Here is an 18,083-nt window from a genome sequence, read left to right as displayed (position 1 = left end):
CTCACGACGGCTCCGCCTCGGCGAGCAGCGTGCCCATCATGCCCAGGTCCTCGTGGTCCAGGATGTGGCAGTGGTAGACGGTGAGCCCGGGGAAGTCGGCGAAGCGCACCCGGAGCGTCACCGTCCTGCCGGCCGGGACGTTGACGACGTCCAGCCACTGCGGCGGACCCTGGACCGGCTCGCCGTCGCGGGCGACGACCTGCACCGGCCACACGTGCAGGTGGAAGGGGTGGTCCATCGGGCTGACGTTGGCGATGGTCCACTCCTCCACCGTTCCCACGGTGACCGGCGTGTCCACCCGCTGGGCGTCGAACTCCCGCCCGTCGATGGTGAAGGCCATCCCGCGGCCCATGCCCGTCCCCATGCCCATCCCCATGGCGAAGGTGAGGGTGCGGCGTCCGTCGACCGCGGCCTCGCGCAGGTCGGGCAGGTCCACGAGCCGGTCCGGCAGCGCGGGAGGGTCGCTGGCGGTGGCGCCTCCGGTGAGCTCCAGCAGCACCGTGGCGTCCTGCTCACCCCGGCCCGGGCCCATACCGGGGCCCATGCCCATGCCCATGTCGCCGCGGTCGACGGGCAGGGTGGTCAACCTGGCCTGCGCCGTGCCGAGCCGGGCGAGCAGCTGCACCCGGTTTCCCGGGGCGAGCAGGACGTCGTCCACCTCGACGGGTTCCGCCAGGTGACCGGCGTCCGCACCGATCTGGACCAGCTCCCCGCCGTCCAGCCGCAGGCGCAGGAAGCGGGAGGTGCAGGCGTTGACCACCCGCCAGTGCTCCCAGCTCCCCGGCTCGACCCGCGCGCTCGGCCGGAGCTGGCCGTTGACGAGCACGAGCTCGCCCTCGCGGCCTGCCATGACGTCCATCGGGCCGGCCGCCGCGACCCGGTCCCCGTCGAGGCTGACGTCGCTGACGACCAGTACCCGCTCGCGGGCGGCGGGTAGCTCCGGGTCCTCGTCGGACTCGATGACGATGGTGCCGGCCAGGCCCCCGAAGAGCTGGTCGGCCACGAGCCCGTGCAGGTGCGGGTGGTACCAGAACGTCCCGGTCGGGTGGTCCGGCGGGACGTCGTACTCGTAGCGGAACGTCTCGCCGTCCTCGATCCGCACCAGCGGGTTGTCCCCGTTGCCCCGCGGGGACACGTGCAGCCCGTGCACGTGCAGGTTGGTGGCGGCGCCCAGGGCGTTCTCGACGTCCACCCTCACCCGGTCGCCGGGCCGTAGCCGGAGGGTCGGTCCCGGCACGGACCCGTTGTAGGACAGGGCGTGGACGGTCCGCCCGGCCAGCGTCACCGGCCCGGCGACCGCGCGGAGCCGGGCCTCCAGGACGCCACCGGCGCTGCGCAGCTCGTCCGGCTCGGTCAGCGCGCTGCCGCCGGCGTCGCCCCGGGGCGTCGTCCCGGCCCTGTCGTCGGCGCCGTCCCCGGCGCCCCACCGGCCGATGACGCCGGCTGACCCCAGGGAGATCGCGGCGACCCCGGTCCCGGCGAGGACGAGCACCTGGCGCCGGCTGGGACCGCTGCGCTCGTCAGGCACCCGGGTCAGTCCCCGTCCAGCTCGTGCCGGCGCGCCCGGTACTCGGCCTCGTCGATCTCCCCCCGGGCGAAGCGCTCGTCGAGGATGCGGCGCGCCGCGGACTCCCGGGGGGCGGTGCCGGCGTCGGAGGACCGCCCTCCCGAGGACCCGCCGACAGTTCGTGCCAGCACGACCACGAGGACGATGAGGCCCACGAGGACCAGCAACCACCACAGCCACATCCAGCCCATGCCTGCTCCCCAGCCCATGCCGTACCCGTGTCCCATCCAGCCCGTGCCGAGCTCCTGACCCATCGAGCCACCGCCTCTCCACGCCGAAGCCGTTCCCGTCAACGGCGACCACCGTGCCAGCCGGACCTGGGAGGACGCCCGGGGGGGCGTCAAGGTTCGATGAAGAAGAGTGCGGGCGGGGTGCGGACGACGTCCGGCGGTCGCTCGGTGCCACGAGCGCCCGGCACCATGGTGGGCATGGTGCACAGTGAAGGGCGACGGGCGCTCGTCGTCGACGACGAGCAGCCGCTGGCTGCCGTCATCGCGAGCTACCTCGAGCGGGAGGGGTTCGAGGTGGCGCAGGCCTACGACGGTCCCAGCGCCCTCGACGTGGCCCGCGAGCTGGACCCCGACGTCGTCGTCCTGGACCTGGGGCTGCCCGGGCTCGACGGAGTCGAGGTGTGCCGGGTGCTGCGCACGTTCTCGGACTGCTACGTCGTCATGCTCACCGCACGCAGCGACGAGACCGACACTCTCGTCGGCCTGTCGGTCGGCGCGGACGACTACGTCACCAAGCCGTTCAGCCCGCGGGAGCTCGTCGCCCGGATCCGGGCGATGCTGCGCAGGCCGCGCGCCCCGAGCGGGCGCCCGGACGGCGGGGAGGCTCCGGTCCTCGCCTTCGGCGACCTCGTCATCGATCCGGTGGCGCGCGAGGTGAGTGTCGAGGGCCGGCCCGTGCCGCTGACCCGTACCGAGTACGACGTGCTGGCGGCGCTGGCGGCGCGTCCCCGACTGGCGTTCACCCGTCGCCACCTCATCGACACCGTGTGGGGCCAGGACTGGATCGGCGACGAGCACCTCGTCGACGTCCACGTCGGGCACCTGCGTCGCAAGCTCGGGGACGACGCGGCTGCGCCCCGGTTCATCCGCACCGTGCGAGGAGTGGGCTACCGGATGGGGGACGGCGCCCCGCGGACGGCCGGCGGTGCGAGATGACGGCGACGGGCCGTGCCGGTGGCCGGACCGGGCTGGGGACGCGGCTGCTCGCCGCGCAGGTGCTCGTCGTCCTGACCGGGGCTGCGACCGCCTGGCTGGTGGCCGGGGTCGTCGGGCCGCCGATCTTCCACGAGCACCTGGCCCGGGCCGCGGGGACCGAGCCGGGTCAGGAGCTCGCGCACGCCGAGGCTGCCTTCCAGTCCGCGACCGTCATCGCCCTGGCGGTGGCTCTGCTCGCGGCGACGGCGGCGGCGCTCGCGGTCAGCCTGTTGGTGACCCGCCGGGTCCGGCGCTCGCTGCGCACGCTGTCCGAGGCGGCGTCCACGGTCGCCGCCGGTCGTTACACGGCCCGGGTGCACGCAGCGGGTCTGGGCGCCGAGTTCGACGCGCTGGCGCTGTCGTTCAACCGGATGGCGGACCGGCTGCAGAGCGTCGAGGCGACCAGACGGCGGCTGCTCGCCGACCTCGCCCACGAGATGCGGACGCCGGTCGCGACCCTGGACGCCTACCTGGAGGCCTTCGAGGACGGCGTCCGGGACCTGGACGCCGACACCGCGGCGATGCTGCGGACGCAGACCCGGCGTCTCGGGAGGCTCGCGCAGGACGTCAGCGCGGTCTCTCGGGTCGAGGAGCACCAGGTGCCGCTCGCCGTCCGGCGCGTCCCGGCGGAGGCCCTGGTGCACTCCGCGATGGCTGCCGCGGCGACCCGGTTCGCCGACCGGGGTGTCGCCCTCACGGCGCAGGTCAGCGCGGGGGTGCCGAACCTGGAGGTCGACCCCGACCGACTCGGCCAGGTCCTCGGCAACCTGCTCGACAACGCCCTGCGGCACACCCCCGGCGGCGGCCGCGTCACCGTGTCGGCCCACCGCCGTGACGGCGGCGCCGAGATCGAGGTCACCGACACCGGCGAGGGGATCGCGCCGGAGCACCTGGACCACGTGCTCGAGCGCTTCTACCGGGTCGACTCGGCCCGGGACCGTGAGCACGGCGGGTCCGGCGTCGGGCTGGCGATCTGCAAGGCGCTGGTCGAGGAGCACGGCGGGCGGATCACGGTGCTGAGTGCGGGGCCCGGCGCCGGTACCACGGTGAGGGTGTGGCTGCCGGTCCCCGGCCACCGGCCGGCGCCCACGGCGTCCGGGTGAGGCCCGTCAGCCGGTCGGGCAGTCCCGCAGGGCGGCCCGCTCGAAGTCGGGCACCGGACGCTGCCGAGCCTGCTCCGGTGTGGTCGCCAGGCCGTTCTCCTCGATGTCCTGGATGAGCCAGTCCATCTCGACGATCTCGCGCCGCTGTGCCTCGCTGATCTCGACGGCGAGCTCGCAGACCCGGACGTCCTGCATACCGGCGCGCTCGGCACGGGTGATCGCCAGCGAGTGGTGCGGGATCATCGCCTGCATGAAGTCGACGTCCCCGACGGACGCCTGGCTGCGGTCGAGGTAGATCCCCCCGCCGAGCAGCAGCAGGCTCACGACGACGACCGCCGCGTTGGCCTTCGCGCTGCGGTACATGCTGAGCATCCACGCCAGCATCACCAGACCCATGGACCCGCCCATGGTCAGCGCCATGAAGACCCGGCTCTCGCTGAACCGGACGTGGCTCCACTCCCAGGAGCCCACGAACATCAGCCAGTACATGACCACCATGGCGGTGAGGATCATCGCCGCGAAGCGGAGGTACATGCCCCGTTGGTGGCCTCCGTGCTGCTGGTGGTCCCCCTGCTGCTGGTGGGCCTCGTGCTCGTTCGGTTGCGTCGTCATCTCCCGTGGCCTCCCGTGGGTGTCCGTACTGCCTCACGCCGTCCGGTCCGCGGCGCGGCCCCAGCCTGGTGGCAGCCCACGGAGGCGGCGACCCGAGGACGGCGCCTTCATCAAATCTTGAGGCTCCGCGGGCGTCCGCTTTCACGTCCGTCGGCGACCATGGACGCGGGCGCGACCGGTCGGTCCGGTCTCGCCGTCCGCGCCGGGACCTCCCTGGTTTCCGCGCGGCTGTCCCCACGACCTGCTGGAGCCGCTCGATGCCCCACCTCGCCCTGCCTGCCGCCGCCGTCAGCGTCGTCCTCCTGCTCGCCGGCTGCTCCGGCGACACCTCGTCCGGGACGTCGACCGACGGGCCGTCGTCGGCCACGACGTCCGAGTCTGCGGCCACGCCGTCCGAGTCTGCGACGTTCAACGCCGCCGACGTCGCCTTCGCCCAGGGAATGATCCCGCACCACGGCCAGGCGCTCGCGATGGCGCGGATGGCGCCGGGCCGCACGGAGTCGCCCGAGGTTGCGGACCTCGCCCGTCGGATCGAGGCGGCCCAGGAGCCGGAGATCGCCGAGATGACGTCCTGGTTGCAGGCCTGGGGCCAGGAGGTCCCGGACGCCGCCGCAGGAGGAGCGACCGAGGGGCACGCCGCGCACGGCATGGACGCCGAGGAGCACGAGGCGGGAGGGATGCTGACCGCCGAGGAGATGGCGGATCTCGAGCAGGCGACCGGGGAGGACTGGGACCGGTTGTTCCTCATCGGGATGATCGCCCACCACGAGGGCGCCGTGGCGATGGCCGAGCAGCAGCTGGCGGAGGGCAGCTACCCGCCGGCCCTGGAGCTTGCCGAGGCCATCATCGAAGGCCAGCAGGCCGAGATCGAGGAGATGCGCGCCCTGCTCGGCTAGCCCCCAGCGCCGCCCCCACCCCATCCCCCTCCCCGTGATCATGCAATCCCGCCACCCTGCACAGTCACCCCTCGGTGATCATGCAATCCCGCCACCCTGCACAGTCACCCCCGTGATCATGCAATCCCGCCACCCTGCACAGTCACCCCCGTGATCATGCAATCCCGCCACCCGTCCTCGAGGGGGAAGCCGGCGCAACTGTGACCGACAAGCACCTGCGACAGGGGGTGGTCGGCCCGGTCGTGCAGTCGGTTCGGGCGGCAAGGTGGCGGGGGAGGCATGAGCCCTGGTGGCAGCCCATGTCGGCTCAGACGCCTCGACCACAGAATGCTGCCCTCAGCACTGCCTGCCCGGCGTGTCGCGCCACCAACCCAGCATCCTGCGAGCGGGCAGTGAGGGCGGCCGGGGTGGCGGGATTGCATGATCACGGATGGGTCGTGGGGGTGGCGGGATTGCATGATCACCAGAGGGAGGGGGCAGTGGGTGAACTCCTGGTGACCGTCCACAGGGAGGCTGTCGCGGCGGCCCCGGCTGGGCTACGCTTCGTGGGCAGTTGCAGTGCTCGCACGTCTTGTTTTCCTGCTTCAGGAGCGGACGACGAAACACCGTGACGCGCGGACCCGGAGGTCGGGTCTGTCGGAACACTCCGAAGGGAAACACGCACGTGACCACAGGCACCGTGAAGTGGTTCAACGCCGACAAGGGCTACGGGTTCATCACCCCCGACGACGGCGGCGCCGACGTCTTCGCCCACTTCTCCGCCATCGAGATGAGCGGGTACCGCTCCCTCGAGGAGGGTCAGCACGTCGAGTTCGAGGTCACCCAGGGCCAGAAGGGCCCCCAGGCCGCGAACATCCGTCCGCTCTGACGAGCGACGACTCCACGGACGCCCCGGCTCGCCGAGCCGGGGCGTCCGTGCCTGCCGGGGACTCGTCCGGCAGGATGCGGCAGGTGAGCGAGCCGTGGTGGAAGAGCGCCGTCGTCTACCAGGTCTACCCGCGGAGCTTCGCGGACTCCGACGGCGACGGCATCGGTGACCTCGGCGGCGTCCTCGCTCGGCTCGACTACCTGCACGCCCTCGGCGTCGACGTCCTGTGGCTGTCCCCGATCTACCCCTCGCCCCAGCACGACAACGGCTACGACATCAGCGACTACACCGCCGTCGACCCGGTGTTCGGCAGCCTCGAGCAGCTCGACGAGCTGATCGCGGCCCTGCACGAGCGTGGCATGCGCCTCGTCATGGACCTCGTCGTCAACCACACGAGCGACGAGCACCCGTGGTTCGTGGAGTCCCGCAGCGGGCCGGACTCTCCGAAGCGGGACTGGTACTGGTGGCGGCCACCCCGTCCGGGCATGCGCCCGGGGGACCCCGGCGCCGAGCCGACGAACTGGCGCTCGTTCTTCTCCGGTCCCGCCTGGCAGCTCGACGAGGCGTCCGGCGAGTACTACCTGCACCTGTTCTCCCACCGGCAGCCGGACCTCAACTGGGAGAACCCCGAGGTCCGTCAGGCCGTGTACACGATGATGCGCTGGTGGCTCGACCGCGGGGTCGACGGCTTCCGGATGGACGTCATCAACCTCATCTCCAAGGACCCGGCCCTGCCGGACGGTCACGTCACCGGCAGCGGGATGCTCGGCGACGGCTCCCCGTACTACGTCTGCGGGCCGCGGATCCACGAGTTCCTCGCCGAGATGCACGCCGAGGTGATGGCCGAGCGGGAACAGGTGCTGCTGACTGTCGGGGAGATGCCAGGCGTGACGGTGGAGGAGGCCGTCCTGTTCACCGATCCGGCCCGCCGCGAGGTCGACATGGTGTTCCAGTTCGAGCACGTCCAGATCGACCAGGGCGACACGAAGTGGGACGTGCACCCGTTGCGGCTGCGCGAGCTCAAGGCCTCGCTGAACCGCTGGCAGCTCGGGCTGGCCGAGCGCGGCTGGAACAGCCTCTACTGGAACAACCACGACCAGCCGCGGGTCGTCTCCCGGTTCGGGGACGACGGCCGCTTCCGGGTCGAGTCCGCCAAGCTGCTCGGCACGGTCCTGCACCTGCACCGGGGGACGCCGTACGTCTACCAGGGTGAGGAGCTCGGGATGACGAACACGTCCTTCACGAGCATCGAGGACTTCCGCGACGTCGAGTCGCTCAACCACTACGCCCACGAGGTCGCTGCCGGCACCGCGCCGGACGCCGTGCTCGCCGGGCTGCGGGCGATGAGCCGGGACAACGCCCGCACCCCGATGCAGTGGGACGGCACCGAGCACGCCGGGTTCACCACGGGCACGCCGTGGATCCCGGTCAACGCCAACCACACCGAGGTCAACGCCGCGGCAGCGCTCGCCGACCCGCACTCGGTCTTCCACCACTACCGGCGGCTCATCGAGCTGCGGCACACCGAGCCCGCTGTGGCGTTCGGGGACTTCCGGATGCTGCTGGCGGACGACGACCGGATCTACGCGTTCACCCGCCGGTACGAGGGGACCGAGCTGCTCGTGGTGGCCAACTTCTCGGCCGAGGACGCCGAGGCGCCCGTTCCCGACGCCGCGGCCTGGGCGACGTCCGAGCTCGTCCTCGGCAACTACCCGGACGTCGGCGGCGGCCCGCCCAGCGACCCGGACGCCGCCGGGTTGACCCTGCGCCCCTGGGAGGCGCGGGTCTACCGGCGCCCGGCCTGACCGGCGTCCGTTCTCACAGCAGGCGCCGGTCACCGGGCCTGCGCACTCGCAGCCAGCGGAACCCGTAGCCGTCGAGCAGCACCTCGGCGGTGCCGTCCTCGGCGATCTCGCACCCGCCGTCCTGCAGCAGGTCGGCGAGCGTGCAGCCGGGCCCGACGTCGCCGAGCCGCAGCGGCACGGTGACCGGGTCGGGGCCGAGGTTGTGCAGGGCGACGACCGAGGCGTCGTCCCAGGTGCAGCGGTGGGCGAGGACCTGGGCGTGCGGCTGCTCGAGGATCTCGTAGGCGCCCCAGCCCAGCTCGGGGCACTGGCGGTATCGCTGAGCCAAGCGGGTGATGAAGCTCCACAGCGAGTCCGGGTCGCGCTTCTGGTCGGCGACGTTGACGTGCTGGGGGCCGAAGCCGCCGGTGACGACGGGGCTCACCAGCCGGCGGGCGGGCGCTGTGGAGAACCCCGCGTTCTCCTCCGCCGTCCACTGCATCGGCGTCCGGACGGCGTGCCGCCCGGGGGCGTCGAGATCCTCCCCCATCCCGATCTCCTCGCCGTAGTAGAGGACGGGCGTGCCGGGCAGGGAGAACAGCAGGCTGTACACCATCCGGACGCGGCGCGGGTCGCCGTCGAGCATCGGCGGCAGCCGGCGCTTGAGCCCACGGCCGTAGATCTGCATCCGCTCTTCGGGCCCGAAGGCGGCGAAGACCTCCTGACGCTCCTCCTCGGACAGCTGGTCGAGGGTGAGCTCGTCGTGGTTGCGGACGAAGTTGGCCCACTGGGTGTCCGGGGACACGACCGGGCGGCGGCGCAGGGCGTCGGTGAGCGGGCCGGCGTCCTGGCGGGCAAGGGACAGGTACATCGCCTGCATGCCGACGAAGTCAAACTGCATCGTCAGCTCGTCGCCGTCCTCGCCGCCGAAGTAGTCGACCTGCTTGTCGTAGGGCAGGTTGACCTCGCCGAGCAGGACGGCGTCCCCGGTCCGTCGTTGGAGGAAGCGCCGCAGCGACCGGAGGTAGCCGTGCGGGTCGGCGAAGTCGTCGGCGTTGCGCTCGAGGAGCGTCTCGAGCAGGAACGGCACCGCGTCGACGCGGAACCCGGACAGTCCCGTCTGCAGCCAGAACCCCATCACCTTGGCGATCTCGTCGCGGACGACCGGGTTGGCGACGTTGAGGTCCGGCTGGTGCGTGTAGAACCGGTGCAGGTACCACTCTCCGGTCCTCTCGTCGTACTCCCAGATGCTGTCCTCCTGACCGGGGAACACCACCTGGCCGGAGGTGTCCGGCGGCTCGTCGGCGCGCCACACGTAGAAGTCGCGGAACGGGTTGTCGGTGCTCTTGCGGGCCTCGGTGAACCACGGGTGCTGGTCGGAGGTGTGGTTGACGACGAGGTCGGCGATGACACGGATCCCGCGGTCGCGGGCGGTGCGGACGAGCTCCACCAGGTCGCCGAGGCTGCCGAGCCTACGGTCGACGCCGTAGTGGTCGGAGACGTCGTATCCGTCGTCCCGGTCCGGGGTCGGGTAGAACGGCATGAGCCACAGGCAGGTCACTCCCATCTCGGCGAGGTAGTCGATCCGCTCGGCGAGACCCTGCAGGTCGCCGACGCCGTCGCCGTCGGCGTCGAAGAACGTCTCCACGTCGAGGCAGTAGACGACCGCGTTCTTCCACCACAGGTCGCTGGTGTCGGTGATCCGCATCGGTGCTCCCGGGGTCACAGGCCGCTCAGCTGCGGCAGCACGTGCTGGCCGAAGGCGTCGAGGTAGGGCTGCTGGTCCTGCCCGACGTGGTGCAGGTACACCTCGTCGAAGCCGAGGCCGACGAGGTCGGCGACCCACCCGGTCAGCCGGCCGAGATCGCTGCTGACGAGCACGGAGCCGCGCACCTGCTGCTCGCTCACCCCGTCGCCGAGTGCGTCGAAGTGTCCGGCTGTCTCCAGGTCCCAGGGCACCGGCGGGGCCCACACGTTCGTGCGCCACTGGTCGTACGCGATGGCGTACGCCTCCTGCTCGGTGGGCGCCCACGACAGGTGGACCTGCAGAACCGTCTTGCCGCGCCCGCCGGCGTCCCGGTAGGCCGCGAGCATGTCGGCGAGGTGGTCGGCCGGCTGGTTGATCGTCGCCAGTCCGTCGGCCCAGGACGCGCCCCAGCGGGCCGTCTCGACGCTCACCGCCGGGACGACGAGCGGCGGCGGGATCGCCGGGCGCGACCAGACCCGCGCCCGGTCGACGGTGACCAGCCCGTCGTGGCTGACCTCCTCGCCCGCGTGCAGCCGGCGGATGACGTCGACGCACTCCAGCAGCCGCTGGTTGCGCTGCTCCTTGCGCGGCCAGTGCTGCCCGGTGACGTGCTCGTTCATGTGCTCGCCGCTGCCCAGCGCGACCCAGAACCGGTCGGGGAACATCTCCGCCAGCGTCGCGGAGGCCTGGGCGATGACCGCCGGGTGGTAACGCTGCCCGGGGGCGCTGACGACGCCGAACGGCAGGCTCGTCGTCGCCATCGCGGCGCCCAGCCATGACCAGGCGAACCCGGAGTGCCCCTGCCGTTGGCTCCACGGCTCGATGTGGTCGGAGCACATCGCGGCCTGGAAGCCGGCCTGCTCGGCGTGCCGGACGTCGCGCAGCAGGCGGCTCGGCGCGATCTGCTCGTGCGAGGCATGGAAGCCGATGACGGTCACGACGCCCTGTCTACCGGTCGCGCCCTCGGTGCGCAGGGCGAGCGGACTCTCCCCGCACGACGTGGGCAGGGGACGCCGTCCCGTCCCTGGTCCTGGTGGGGTGGCGGGATTGCATGATCACGGTGAGGGGGGAGGGTGGCGGGATTGCATGATCACGGGGAGAGGGGGGCGGACAGGGAGGTGAGGCCTGGGGGGAGGGGCTCGCGGTGCAGGACGACGAGCCGTTGCGTGGGCCGGGTCAGCGCCACGTACAGGTCGTTGACTCCTCGTGGAGAGGCGGCGACGACGGCGGCCGGCTCGAGCAGGACGACGACGTCGAACTCCAGGCCCTTCACCTGGCGGACCGAGGTGAGCGTGACCGGCGCGTCCCGGTCGTCGTCCGGGGTGCGCACCGCGGCCGCCCCCAACCGTTCCCGCAGCGCCGTCCCGACGGGTGCCAGCTCGGCGTCCGGGACGACGACGGCGACCAGTCCGGCGTCCAGCCGGTCCACCTCGGCGGCCACGACGTCCGCGACGTCCGCGGGCCCGGCGACCCGACGTGCCGGCGGCGGGTGCTCGCCGTCCCGGACCGACGACGGCACGTCGACGTCGAGTCCCGCCGCCGTGAGCACCTCGCCGGCGAGCTCCATGACCGGGCGCGGGGTGCGGTAGTTCACGGTGAGGTGCTCGACGGTCCAGCGGCCCGCGGCGAACGGGTCGAGGACCTGTGCCCAGGACGACGCGCCGGCCGCCGACCCGGTCTGCGCGACGTCCCCCACCACGGTCATCGACCTGCTGGGGCAGCGCCGCACGAGCAGTCGCCACGCCAGCGGGGAGAGCTCCTGCGCCTCGTCGACGACCACGTGCCCGTACGCCCACGTGCGGTCCGCCTCCGCACGCTCGGCGAGGGTGAGCGACGCCCCGTAGGCGGTGAACCGGTCAGTGAGCGTCTCGGCGCCGACGACGCCCTCGCTGCCGGACAGCTCGATCACCTCGCGGGCGTACTCGAGCTCACGGCGGCGGCGGGCCGCGGTGCGCTCGGCCTCGGCGCGGGCCGCCTCGTCGTCGGAGCCGATGAGTTCGGCCACCTCGTCGAGCAGCGGCACGTCGGCCGGGGTCCACGGCGCGCCGCGCTGCCGGCGCAGCAGCGCCTGCTCGGCCGGGTCCAGAATCCCGTCGGCCGCGGCGGCCAGACGCTCCGGGACGGCGTAGAGGGTTTCGAGCAGCCCGGTCGCCGTCAGCGGCATCCAGCAGAGGTTCACCTCACGGCGCACGTCCGGCGCGGCGCGCAGGTCAGTCTCCAGACCCGGGCGGGTGTCCTCGTCGAGCGGCAGCCGCTGGGCCTGGGCGAGCTGGCGCAGCAGGTCGCCGAGGACCCGCTTGACGAAGGTCACCCGGGCCTCGTTGTGCGGCCGTCCGGTGTCACGGGCCGCGCTGCGCGCGCTCGCCACGACGCCCGGGCGCAGCTGCACGGTGGTCCCGCCGACGTCGAGCGGAACCGGCCGGTCGGGCACCCGCTGCCGCTGGCGGACGGCGTTGGCCAGGACGTCGACCATCCGCAGGTCCCCCTTGAGGGCGGCGACGTCGTCCGGCTCGGTGCCGGTGGCCCGCACCCCCGGGAACAGCTCGCCGACCGTCGACATCACCACCCCGGTCTCACCGAGCGCCGGGAGCACCTGCTCGATGTACCGCAGGAACGCCCGGTTCGGCCCGACGACGAGGACGCCGGACCGCGCGATCCGTTCCCGGTGGGCGTAGAGCAGGTAGGCCGCCCGGTGCAGGGCGACGGCCGTCTTGCCCGTGCCGGGCCCGCCCTGGACGACGAGCACCCCGGGCAGGGGGGCGCGGATGACGCGGTCCTGCTCGGCCTGGATCGTGGCCACGATGTCGCGCATCCGGCCGGTGCGGGCAGCGGTCAGCGCGCTCATCAGAGCCCCCTCGCCGGTGACGACCATGTCGTCGTCCACGGCGTCGGGGTCCAGCACGTCGTCCTCGACTGAGGTCACCGTGCGGCCCCGGAGCATGAGGTGCCGGCGTCGCACGACGTCACCCGGCTGGACGGCGGTGGCCCGGTAGAACGGCTCGGCGGCCGGCGCCCGCCAGTCCGTGAGCAGCTGCTCCTGCCGGTCGTCGGACAGCCCGATCCGGCCGATGTAGCGGGTCTCGCCGGAGGTGAGGTCCAGCCGGCCGAACGTCAGCCGGTCCTCCACGGCCTGCAGCTGGGCCAGCCGGTCCTCGTAGAGGGTGGCGAACGCGTCCCGCTCGCTGCGCATCGCGTGCGTGCCGGAGGCGCCGGCCCGGCGGACCTCCGTGAGCCGTTGCGCGGTCACCTCGCGCAACCGGTCCAGGCGCGCGTACAGCCCGGAGACGTACTCCTGCTCCCGGGCGATCTCGTTCTCGACGACCCCCACGCGGCACGGCCTCCCTCGCGGCGCAAACGGCACACCAGCCTGCCACGCCACGTCGTGCGGGCATGACGTGGGGTGGCGTGGTCCCTGGCCCACGTCGTGCGGGCATGACGTGGGGTGGCGTGGTCCCTGGCCCACGTCGTGCGGGCATGACGTGGGCATGACTCACCGCAATAGCGGGCACGAAACGGCCATGACCCTGCAGATCGATGACCACTCGACGTTCCAACGCCGCGAGTGGGCGGCGCAGCGGGTGGGCTGGACGCTCCTCGCCGTCATCCCCGTGGCCGGTTTGCTCGGCCTGACCGGTGCCGGTCCGCTCAGCTGGACGACGGCCGTCTCCGGTGGGCAGACCTTCGCCGTGGACTACCAACGGGTGACCCACCACGAGGCGGACGACGCCCTTACGGTGACGTTCCGACCGGCGGCGGTCGAGGACCGGCGCCTCCGGCTCGAGCTGACGGGCGAGTGGTGGCGGTCCGTGGACGTGCAGGGCATCACGCCCGCACCGACCAGCGAGTCGCTCACGCCGAACGGCATCGTCCTGGAGTGGGACGTGCAGGAGCCCGGCAGCACCGCCGTCCACGTGACCTTCCGTGCCCAGTCCTACGGGAACCTCGACGGCACTCTCGCCGTCGGTGCGGACCGGCTCACCCTGTCCCAGCTCGTCCTGCCCTGAGGAGGCCCGATGGACGCCGTCCTGCGCGGTCTGGTCGTCTACGTCGTCCTGTTCCTGCTCTTCCGGCTCACCGGCAAGCGGGCGATGTCCCAGGTGACGACGTTCGACTTCGTCATCCTGCTCGTCATCGGGGAGGCGACCCAGCAGGCGCTGCTGGGCGAGGACTTCTCTGTCACCCACGCCGCCGTCGTCATCGCCACGCTGCTGGCGGTCGAGCGGTTCTCGGACTACCTGTCCTTCCGGTTCCCCCGATTCCGCCGGGTCACCGAGAGCGTCCCGGTCGTCCTCGTCGAGGACGGCCGCCCGCTGACCGACGTCCTGCACCGGGAGCACATGACGGTGGACGACGTCCTGCAGGCGGCCCGGGAGAAGGCCGGGGTCGGGAGGATCGAGCAGGTGCGGTGGGCCGTGCTCGAGACCTCCGGTGGGATCAGTGTCGTCCCGCAGCCGGACGCCGCGACCCAGGGGTGACGGTCAGCCGTCGCCGGTTCCGAGGGCGGGAGCGACGACGGGGCCGACGATGCGGCCGACCTGCTCGAGCCGCCAGAGCTCGCTGCGGTGGAACGGCGGGCCCGACTCCCGGACGACGGCGAGTCCCAGGCGGGTGCCCGCCAGCGGGGCGAGGGCCGCGCCCGCGGTGCCGGGCCAGCTCAGCGCGGCGACCCGCAGTGGTGCGGTCAACGGCACGCGGTCCTCTCCTGGGCAGGCAGTGCTGCGCTCACGAACCCCGGTCGCGGCACCCCGTTCGTCGTAGACGAGGCACGCCGCCCAGTCGGCGCCGGCCGCACCAGGAGCGCCGTCGACGAGCGTCTGCAGCGCCCGGTCCGGCTGGGCGAGCACCTGCGCCACGAGCTCCAGCTCGGCGTGCCCGGTCGTGGGCGGGGCCGGGTGCTGCAACCCCACCAGCGTGACCCCCGGGACGCCCGCCAGCACGGTGCTGAGCCGGTCCAGGTGGTCGACGTCCTGGACGTCGATGTGGACGTCGTCCAGGGCCCGGCCGGCCTCGGCCTCGAGCACCTCCACCTGGACGATGTCGGCACCTACGGTGCCGAGGGCAGTGGCCACCCGACCGAGCGAACCGGGGCGGTCGGGGACGCTGATCCTGATCCGGGCGAGCATGGGGTCACTGTGCCCGGTTTCGGTTACGGGTATGTCAACGGCGGGTGCCAGGGTGGCGGGACTGCATGAACGCCTCATGGCCTCTGGCGGGGCCACCCCGGAGAATGGAAATGGGCCCTGGCGGCCGTGGCGGCCGTGGCGGCCCGGGAGCCCGCGTCGGGTCGTGGGCCTCCACTACAAAATGCTGGATTCAGCAGAGCTTTGCCGGCGTGTCGCGCCACCAACCCAGCATTCTGTGAGCCGGGCGGTGGGGGCGGGGGTGGCGGGACTGCATGATCACGGCGAGGGGCGAGGGGCGCGGGGCGAGGGGACGGGGCCGTGGGGGTGGCGGGACTGCATGATCACGGCGAGGGGCGCGGGGCGCGGCGGTGACGGCGTGGGGTCCCGCCGGAGCGGACCTGCAGGACGAGGACGGCGAGGTCGTCGGCGAGCCGGCCCCGGGTCCAGCGGCGCACGTCCTCGACTACCCCGGCCAGTCCCGCACCGAGCGGCACCGGCGCCGCCAGCCGTGCGCCGAGCACGTCCGGCGCAGGCAGGAACCTCCCCGCCAGGGACCGGTCGCGTGCCAGCCGGCGCCACGGGCCGGCCTCGAACCACCGCCGCGGACGACGCGCCTCGAGCAGGCCGTCGGTGACGAGCACGAGCCGCTCGCCGGCGCCGAGCCGGGACGTGGACTCCACCGGCGCGGAGCCGAGCATCCCCAGCGGCGGGGACGGGTCCACCTCCAGGGTGCGCGCCGGACCGCCGCCGGGGGCGACGACGTACGGCGGCGGGTGACCGCAGCTGCAGGTCGTCACGACGCCGTCCCACGTCATCTGGACGAGCACCGCGGTGACGAAGTCCTCCGGTCCGGCGTCCCGGCGCACCGCCCGGTCCAGCGGCAGCGCCACGTCCCGCAGGGCGCCGACCGTCCAGGCCACCTCCCGGAACGAGCCGAGCACCTGGCCGGCGAGCCGGACGGCGTCCAGCCCCTTGCCGCGGACGTCACCGACGATCGCCCGGACGCCGAACGGCGTGTCGAGGACCTCGACGAGGTCCCCGCCGATGGTCGCCTCCGACGTCGCGGACAGGTACACGCTGGCGCACTCCACCGGCCCGACGACCGAGGGCACCGGGCGCAGGATCGCCCGTTGTGCGGCGTCGGCGACACCCGCGACCCGGCGCAGCTGGGCCGCCCGCTGCACCCGGGTGCGGGCGACGAGGACGGCCAGCACCGCGGCCGCGGCGATGAGCGCCAGCCGCACGAGCTGCGGCTGGCTGAACGCTGCGACGTCGCCGGTGTCCTGGTCGACCTGCACGAACCCCGTCCCGAACGCCGCGGCCAGGACCACGGCACCCACCGCCGCGGTGGCCAGCGGCCCGGCCAGTGCGGCGGCCAGCAGCGGCATGGCGGTGAGGACGCCGACGTACTGGGTCGCCGGGCCCTCCAGGATCTCGACGGCGACGAGGACCGCCGTCAGGGCCAGCGGCGCCCAGACGCCGGACGGCGTGGAGTCGGGGTCCGTGGTGCGCTGCACGCGATCAGCGTGCCAGGGCCGCTGAGACGACGGCCCTGGCTTCCTCGAGGACCTGCTCGAGGTGCTCGGCGCCGCGGAACGACTCGGCGTAGATCTTGTAGACGTCCTCGGTGCCGGAGGGGCGGGCGGCGAACCAGGCGTCCCGGGTGGTGACCTTCAGCCCGCCGATCGCAGCCCCGTTGCCGGGGGCCTCGGTGAGCCGGGCGGTGATCGGCTGCCCGGCCAGCTCGGTGGCGGTGACCGCGTCGGGGGTGAGCGCCCCGAGCCGCGCCTTCTGCTCGCGCGTCGCCGGCGCGTCGACGCGGGCGTAGGCCGGGTCGCCGTACTGCTCGGTGAGGTCCCGGTACACCTCGGACGGCGACCGGCCGGTGCGGGCCCTGACCTCCGCGGCCAGCAGGGCGAGCAGGAGCCCGTCCTTGTCCGTCGTCCACACGGTCCCGTCGGTGCGCAGGAACGAGGCGCCGGCGGACTCCTCCCCGCCGAACCCGATGCTGCCGTCGAGCAGCCCGGGGACGAACCACTTGAACCCGACCGGGACCTCGACGAGCCGGCGCCCGAGGCCGGCGACGACCCGGTCGATGAGCGAGGACGAGACGAGGGTCTTGCCGACGGCGACATCCGCCCCCCAGCCGGGCCGGTTGGCGAACAGGTAGGAGATCGCGACGGCGAGGAAGTGGTTGGGGTTCATCAGCCCCGCGTCCGGGGTGACGATCCCGTGCCGGTCGGCGTCGGCGTCGTTGCCGGTGGCGACGTCGAACCGGTCCCGCTGGGCGACGAGCGGGGCCATCGCGGACGGCGAGGAGCAGTCCATCCGGATCCGCCCGTCGTGGTCGAGTGTCATGAAGGACCACTGCGGGTCGACCCGGTCGTCGACGACCGTGAGGTCGAGGCGGTGCCGCTGGGCGATGACGGCCCAGTAGTCCACGGCTGCCCCGCCGAGGGGGTGGACGCCGATCCGCACCCCGGCCTGCCGGACGACGTCCAGGTCGAGCACCGAGGGCAGGTCGTCCACGTAGTGGCCGAGGAAGTCGTAGCCGCCCGCGGCCGCCCGCGCCCGCTCCCAGGGCACGCGCCGGACCGAGCCGGTGCCGGCGCGCAGGATCTCGTTGGCCCGCCGGGCGATCCAGCCGGTCGCGTCGCTGCCGGCCGGTCCGCCGTGCGGCGGGTTGTACTTGAACCCGCCGTCCCGCGGCGGGTTGTGGCTCGGGGTGACGACGATGCCGTCCGCGGTTCCCGCCCTGCGGCCGGCGTTGAGCCGCAGCACCGCGTGCGACAGCGCCGGCGTCGGCGTCCAGCCCTCCCGCTCGTCCACGAGCACCTCGACGTCGTTGCCGGCGAGCACCTCGAGCGCGGTGCGCCACGCCGGCAGGGACAGTGCGTGGGTGTCCCGGGCCAGCAGCAGCGGACCGTCGGTGCCCTGCTGGCGGCGGTACTCGCAGATCGCCTGGGTGATGGCCAGGATGTGTGGCTCGTTGAACGCGCCGTCCAGGCTCGACCCGCGGTGCCCGGAGGTGCCGAACACCACCTGCTGGGCGGGGTCGTCGGGGTCGGGGCGCACGTCGGTGTACGCCGCGAGCAGGGCGTCCACGTCGACGAGGTCGCTGGGCTGGGCGGGCTGACCGGCGCGCTCGTGCATGCGGCCCATCCAACCGGACCACGGG

At 73.2% G+C, this 18,083-nt stretch carries 16 protein-coding genes; 7 read left to right on the top strand and 9 right to left on the bottom strand.

The features are described from left to right. Nucleotide 1: 1 nt before the first annotated feature. Nucleotides 2-1,528, bottom strand: coding sequence for a multicopper oxidase family protein (locus HJG43_14260; GenBank protein ID UER55506.1), 1,527 nt, complete (start codon nucleotides 1,526-1,528; stop codon nucleotides 2-4). Nucleotides 1,529-1,533: 5 nt separating this feature from the next. Further along, a complete protein-coding gene (locus HJG43_14255; GenBank protein ID UER56003.1) occupies nucleotides 1,534-1,794 on the bottom strand; it encodes an SHOCT domain-containing protein in 261 nt (86 codons plus the stop codon). Between the two features lie 201 nt (nucleotides 1,795-1,995). Between HJG43_14255 and HJG43_14250 the strand changes: the two genes are divergently transcribed. Continuing rightward, a complete protein-coding gene (locus HJG43_14250) occupies nucleotides 1,996-2,733 on the top strand; it encodes a response regulator transcription factor (GenBank protein UER55505.1) in 738 nt (245 codons plus the stop codon). Beyond that, nucleotides 2,730-3,875, top strand: a complete 1,146-nt coding sequence (locus HJG43_14245; GenBank protein UER55504.1) for a HAMP domain-containing histidine kinase — start codon at nucleotides 2,730-2,732, stop codon at nucleotides 3,873-3,875. The genes HJG43_14250 and HJG43_14245 overlap by 4 nt, the downstream gene beginning before the upstream one ends. Nucleotides 3,876-3,881: 6 nt before the next feature. Here the strand turns inward: HJG43_14245 and HJG43_14240 are convergent, their stop codons facing one another. Further along, complete coding sequence (locus HJG43_14240; protein UER56002.1) at nucleotides 3,882-4,409, bottom strand: DUF305 domain-containing protein; 528 nt, start codon at nucleotides 4,407-4,409, stop codon at nucleotides 3,882-3,884. Between the two features lie 335 nt (nucleotides 4,410-4,744). On the opposite strand from HJG43_14240, the gene HJG43_14235 reads away from it, so the two are divergent. The 3 genes from HJG43_14235 (at nucleotide 4,745) to HJG43_14225 (ending at nucleotide 8,056) form a co-directional block, all read left to right on the top strand. Then, complete coding sequence (locus HJG43_14235; protein ID UER55503.1) at nucleotides 4,745-5,383, top strand: DUF305 domain-containing protein; 639 nt, start codon at nucleotides 4,745-4,747, stop codon at nucleotides 5,381-5,383. Between the two features lie 664 nt (nucleotides 5,384-6,047). Then, nucleotides 6,048-6,251 (top strand): cold-shock protein, encoded by a 204-nt coding sequence (locus HJG43_14230; GenBank protein UER55502.1) that lies wholly within the window; start codon nucleotides 6,048-6,050, stop codon nucleotides 6,249-6,251. 74 nt (nucleotides 6,252-6,325) lie between these two features. Then, on the top strand, nucleotides 6,326-8,056 hold the full coding sequence (locus HJG43_14225; protein UER55501.1) for an alpha-glucosidase: 1,731 nt from the start codon (nucleotides 6,326-6,328) through the stop codon (nucleotides 8,054-8,056). A 13-nt stretch (nucleotides 8,057-8,069) separates the two neighbouring features. Here the strand turns inward: HJG43_14225 and HJG43_14220 are convergent, their stop codons facing one another. From HJG43_14220 to HJG43_14210, 3 genes are all read right to left on the bottom strand, one after another. After that, nucleotides 8,070-9,743 (bottom strand): trehalose synthase, encoded by a 1,674-nt coding sequence (locus HJG43_14220; protein UER55500.1) that lies wholly within the window; start codon nucleotides 9,741-9,743, stop codon nucleotides 8,070-8,072. A gap of 14 nt (nucleotides 9,744-9,757) precedes the next feature. After that, nucleotides 9,758-10,720 carry a TIGR03885 family FMN-dependent LLM class oxidoreductase gene (locus HJG43_14215; protein ID UER55499.1) on the bottom strand — a complete coding sequence of 321 codons (963 nt, stop codon included), beginning with the start codon at nucleotides 10,718-10,720 and terminating at the stop codon, nucleotides 9,758-9,760. A gap of 152 nt (nucleotides 10,721-10,872) precedes the next feature. Then, nucleotides 10,873-13,269 carry an AAA family ATPase gene (locus HJG43_14210; GenBank protein ID UER55498.1) on the bottom strand — a complete coding sequence of 799 codons (2,397 nt, stop codon included), beginning with the start codon at nucleotides 13,267-13,269 and terminating at the stop codon, nucleotides 10,873-10,875. 31 nt (nucleotides 13,270-13,300) lie between these two features. Here HJG43_14210 and HJG43_14205 point away from each other — a divergent pair, with 31 nt between their 5' ends. Then, nucleotides 13,301-13,786, top strand: coding sequence for a hypothetical protein (locus tag HJG43_14205; GenBank protein ID UER55497.1), 486 nt, complete (start codon nucleotides 13,301-13,303; stop codon nucleotides 13,784-13,786). 9 nt (nucleotides 13,787-13,795) lie between these two features. Beyond that, nucleotides 13,796-14,257: a DUF421 domain-containing protein gene (locus HJG43_14200; GenBank protein ID UER55496.1), complete on the top strand. Its 462-nt coding sequence runs from the start codon at nucleotides 13,796-13,798 to the stop codon at nucleotides 14,255-14,257. A 3-nt stretch (nucleotides 14,258-14,260) separates the two neighbouring features. Here the strand turns inward: HJG43_14200 and HJG43_14195 are convergent, their stop codons facing one another. The 3 genes from HJG43_14195 to HJG43_14185 all read right to left on the bottom strand — a co-directional run bounded on the left by HJG43_14195 (nucleotide 14,261) and on the right by HJG43_14185 (nucleotide 18,058). After that, nucleotides 14,261-14,905, bottom strand: a complete 645-nt coding sequence (locus tag HJG43_14195) for an ACT domain-containing protein (GenBank protein UER55495.1) — start codon at nucleotides 14,903-14,905, stop codon at nucleotides 14,261-14,263. Nucleotides 14,906-15,246: 341 nt separating this feature from the next. Then, nucleotides 15,247-16,422, bottom strand: coding sequence for a serine/threonine-protein phosphatase (locus HJG43_14190; GenBank protein ID UER55494.1), 1,176 nt, complete (start codon nucleotides 16,420-16,422; stop codon nucleotides 15,247-15,249). 4 nt (nucleotides 16,423-16,426) lie between these two features. Then, complete coding sequence (locus HJG43_14185; protein ID UER56001.1) at nucleotides 16,427-18,058, bottom strand: alpha-D-glucose phosphate-specific phosphoglucomutase; 1,632 nt, start codon at nucleotides 18,056-18,058, stop codon at nucleotides 16,427-16,429. Nucleotides 18,059-18,083: the final 25 nt, after the last annotated feature.

This window comes from Kineosporiaceae bacterium SCSIO 59966, assembly GCA_020881835.1.
GTDB lineage: Bacteria > Actinomycetota > Actinomycetes > Actinomycetales > SCSIO-59966 > SCSIO-59966.
Note: the sequence above shows the minus strand (reverse complement) of the source record. Positions and strands in the feature narration are given on the sequence as shown.

What these genes read in the sequence shown, in the direction of transcription:
- HJG43_14255 (UER56003.1), bottom strand. Translation starts at nt 1,794, where the DNA reads ATGGGACACGGGTACGGCATGGGCTGGGGAGCAGGCATGGGCTGGATG.
- HJG43_14250 (UER55505.1), top strand. Translation starts at nt 1,996, where the DNA reads ATGGTGCACAGTGAAGGGCGACGGGCGCTCGTCGTCGACGACGAGCAG.
- HJG43_14245 (UER55504.1), top strand. Translation starts at nt 2,730, where the DNA reads ATGACGGCGACGGGCCGTGCCGGTGGCCGGACCGGGCTGGGGACGCGG.
- HJG43_14240 (UER56002.1), bottom strand. Translation starts at nt 4,409, where the DNA reads ATGTACCTCCGCTTCGCGGCGATGATCCTCACCGCCATGGTGGTCATG.
- HJG43_14235 (UER55503.1), top strand. Translation starts at nt 4,745, where the DNA reads ATGCCCCACCTCGCCCTGCCTGCCGCCGCCGTCAGCGTCGTCCTCCTG.
- HJG43_14225 (UER55501.1), top strand. Translation starts at nt 6,326, where the DNA reads ATGCGGCAGGTGAGCGAGCCGTGGTGGAAGAGCGCCGTCGTCTACCAG.
- HJG43_14220 (UER55500.1), bottom strand. Translation starts at nt 9,743, where the DNA reads ATGCGGATCACCGACACCAGCGACCTGTGGTGGAAGAACGCGGTCGTC.
- HJG43_14210 (UER55498.1), bottom strand. Translation starts at nt 13,269, where the DNA reads ATGCCCACGTCATGCCCGCACGACGTGGGCCAGGGACCACGCCACCCC.
- HJG43_14205 (UER55497.1), top strand. Translation starts at nt 13,301, where the DNA reads ATGACCCTGCAGATCGATGACCACTCGACGTTCCAACGCCGCGAGTGG.
- HJG43_14200 (UER55496.1), top strand. Translation starts at nt 13,796, where the DNA reads ATGGACGCCGTCCTGCGCGGTCTGGTCGTCTACGTCGTCCTGTTCCTG.
- HJG43_14195 (UER55495.1), bottom strand. Translation starts at nt 14,905, where the DNA reads ATGCTCGCCCGGATCAGGATCAGCGTCCCCGACCGCCCCGGTTCGCTC.
- HJG43_14185 (UER56001.1), bottom strand. Translation starts at nt 18,058, where the DNA reads ATGCACGAGCGCGCCGGTCAGCCCGCCCAGCCCAGCGACCTCGTCGAC.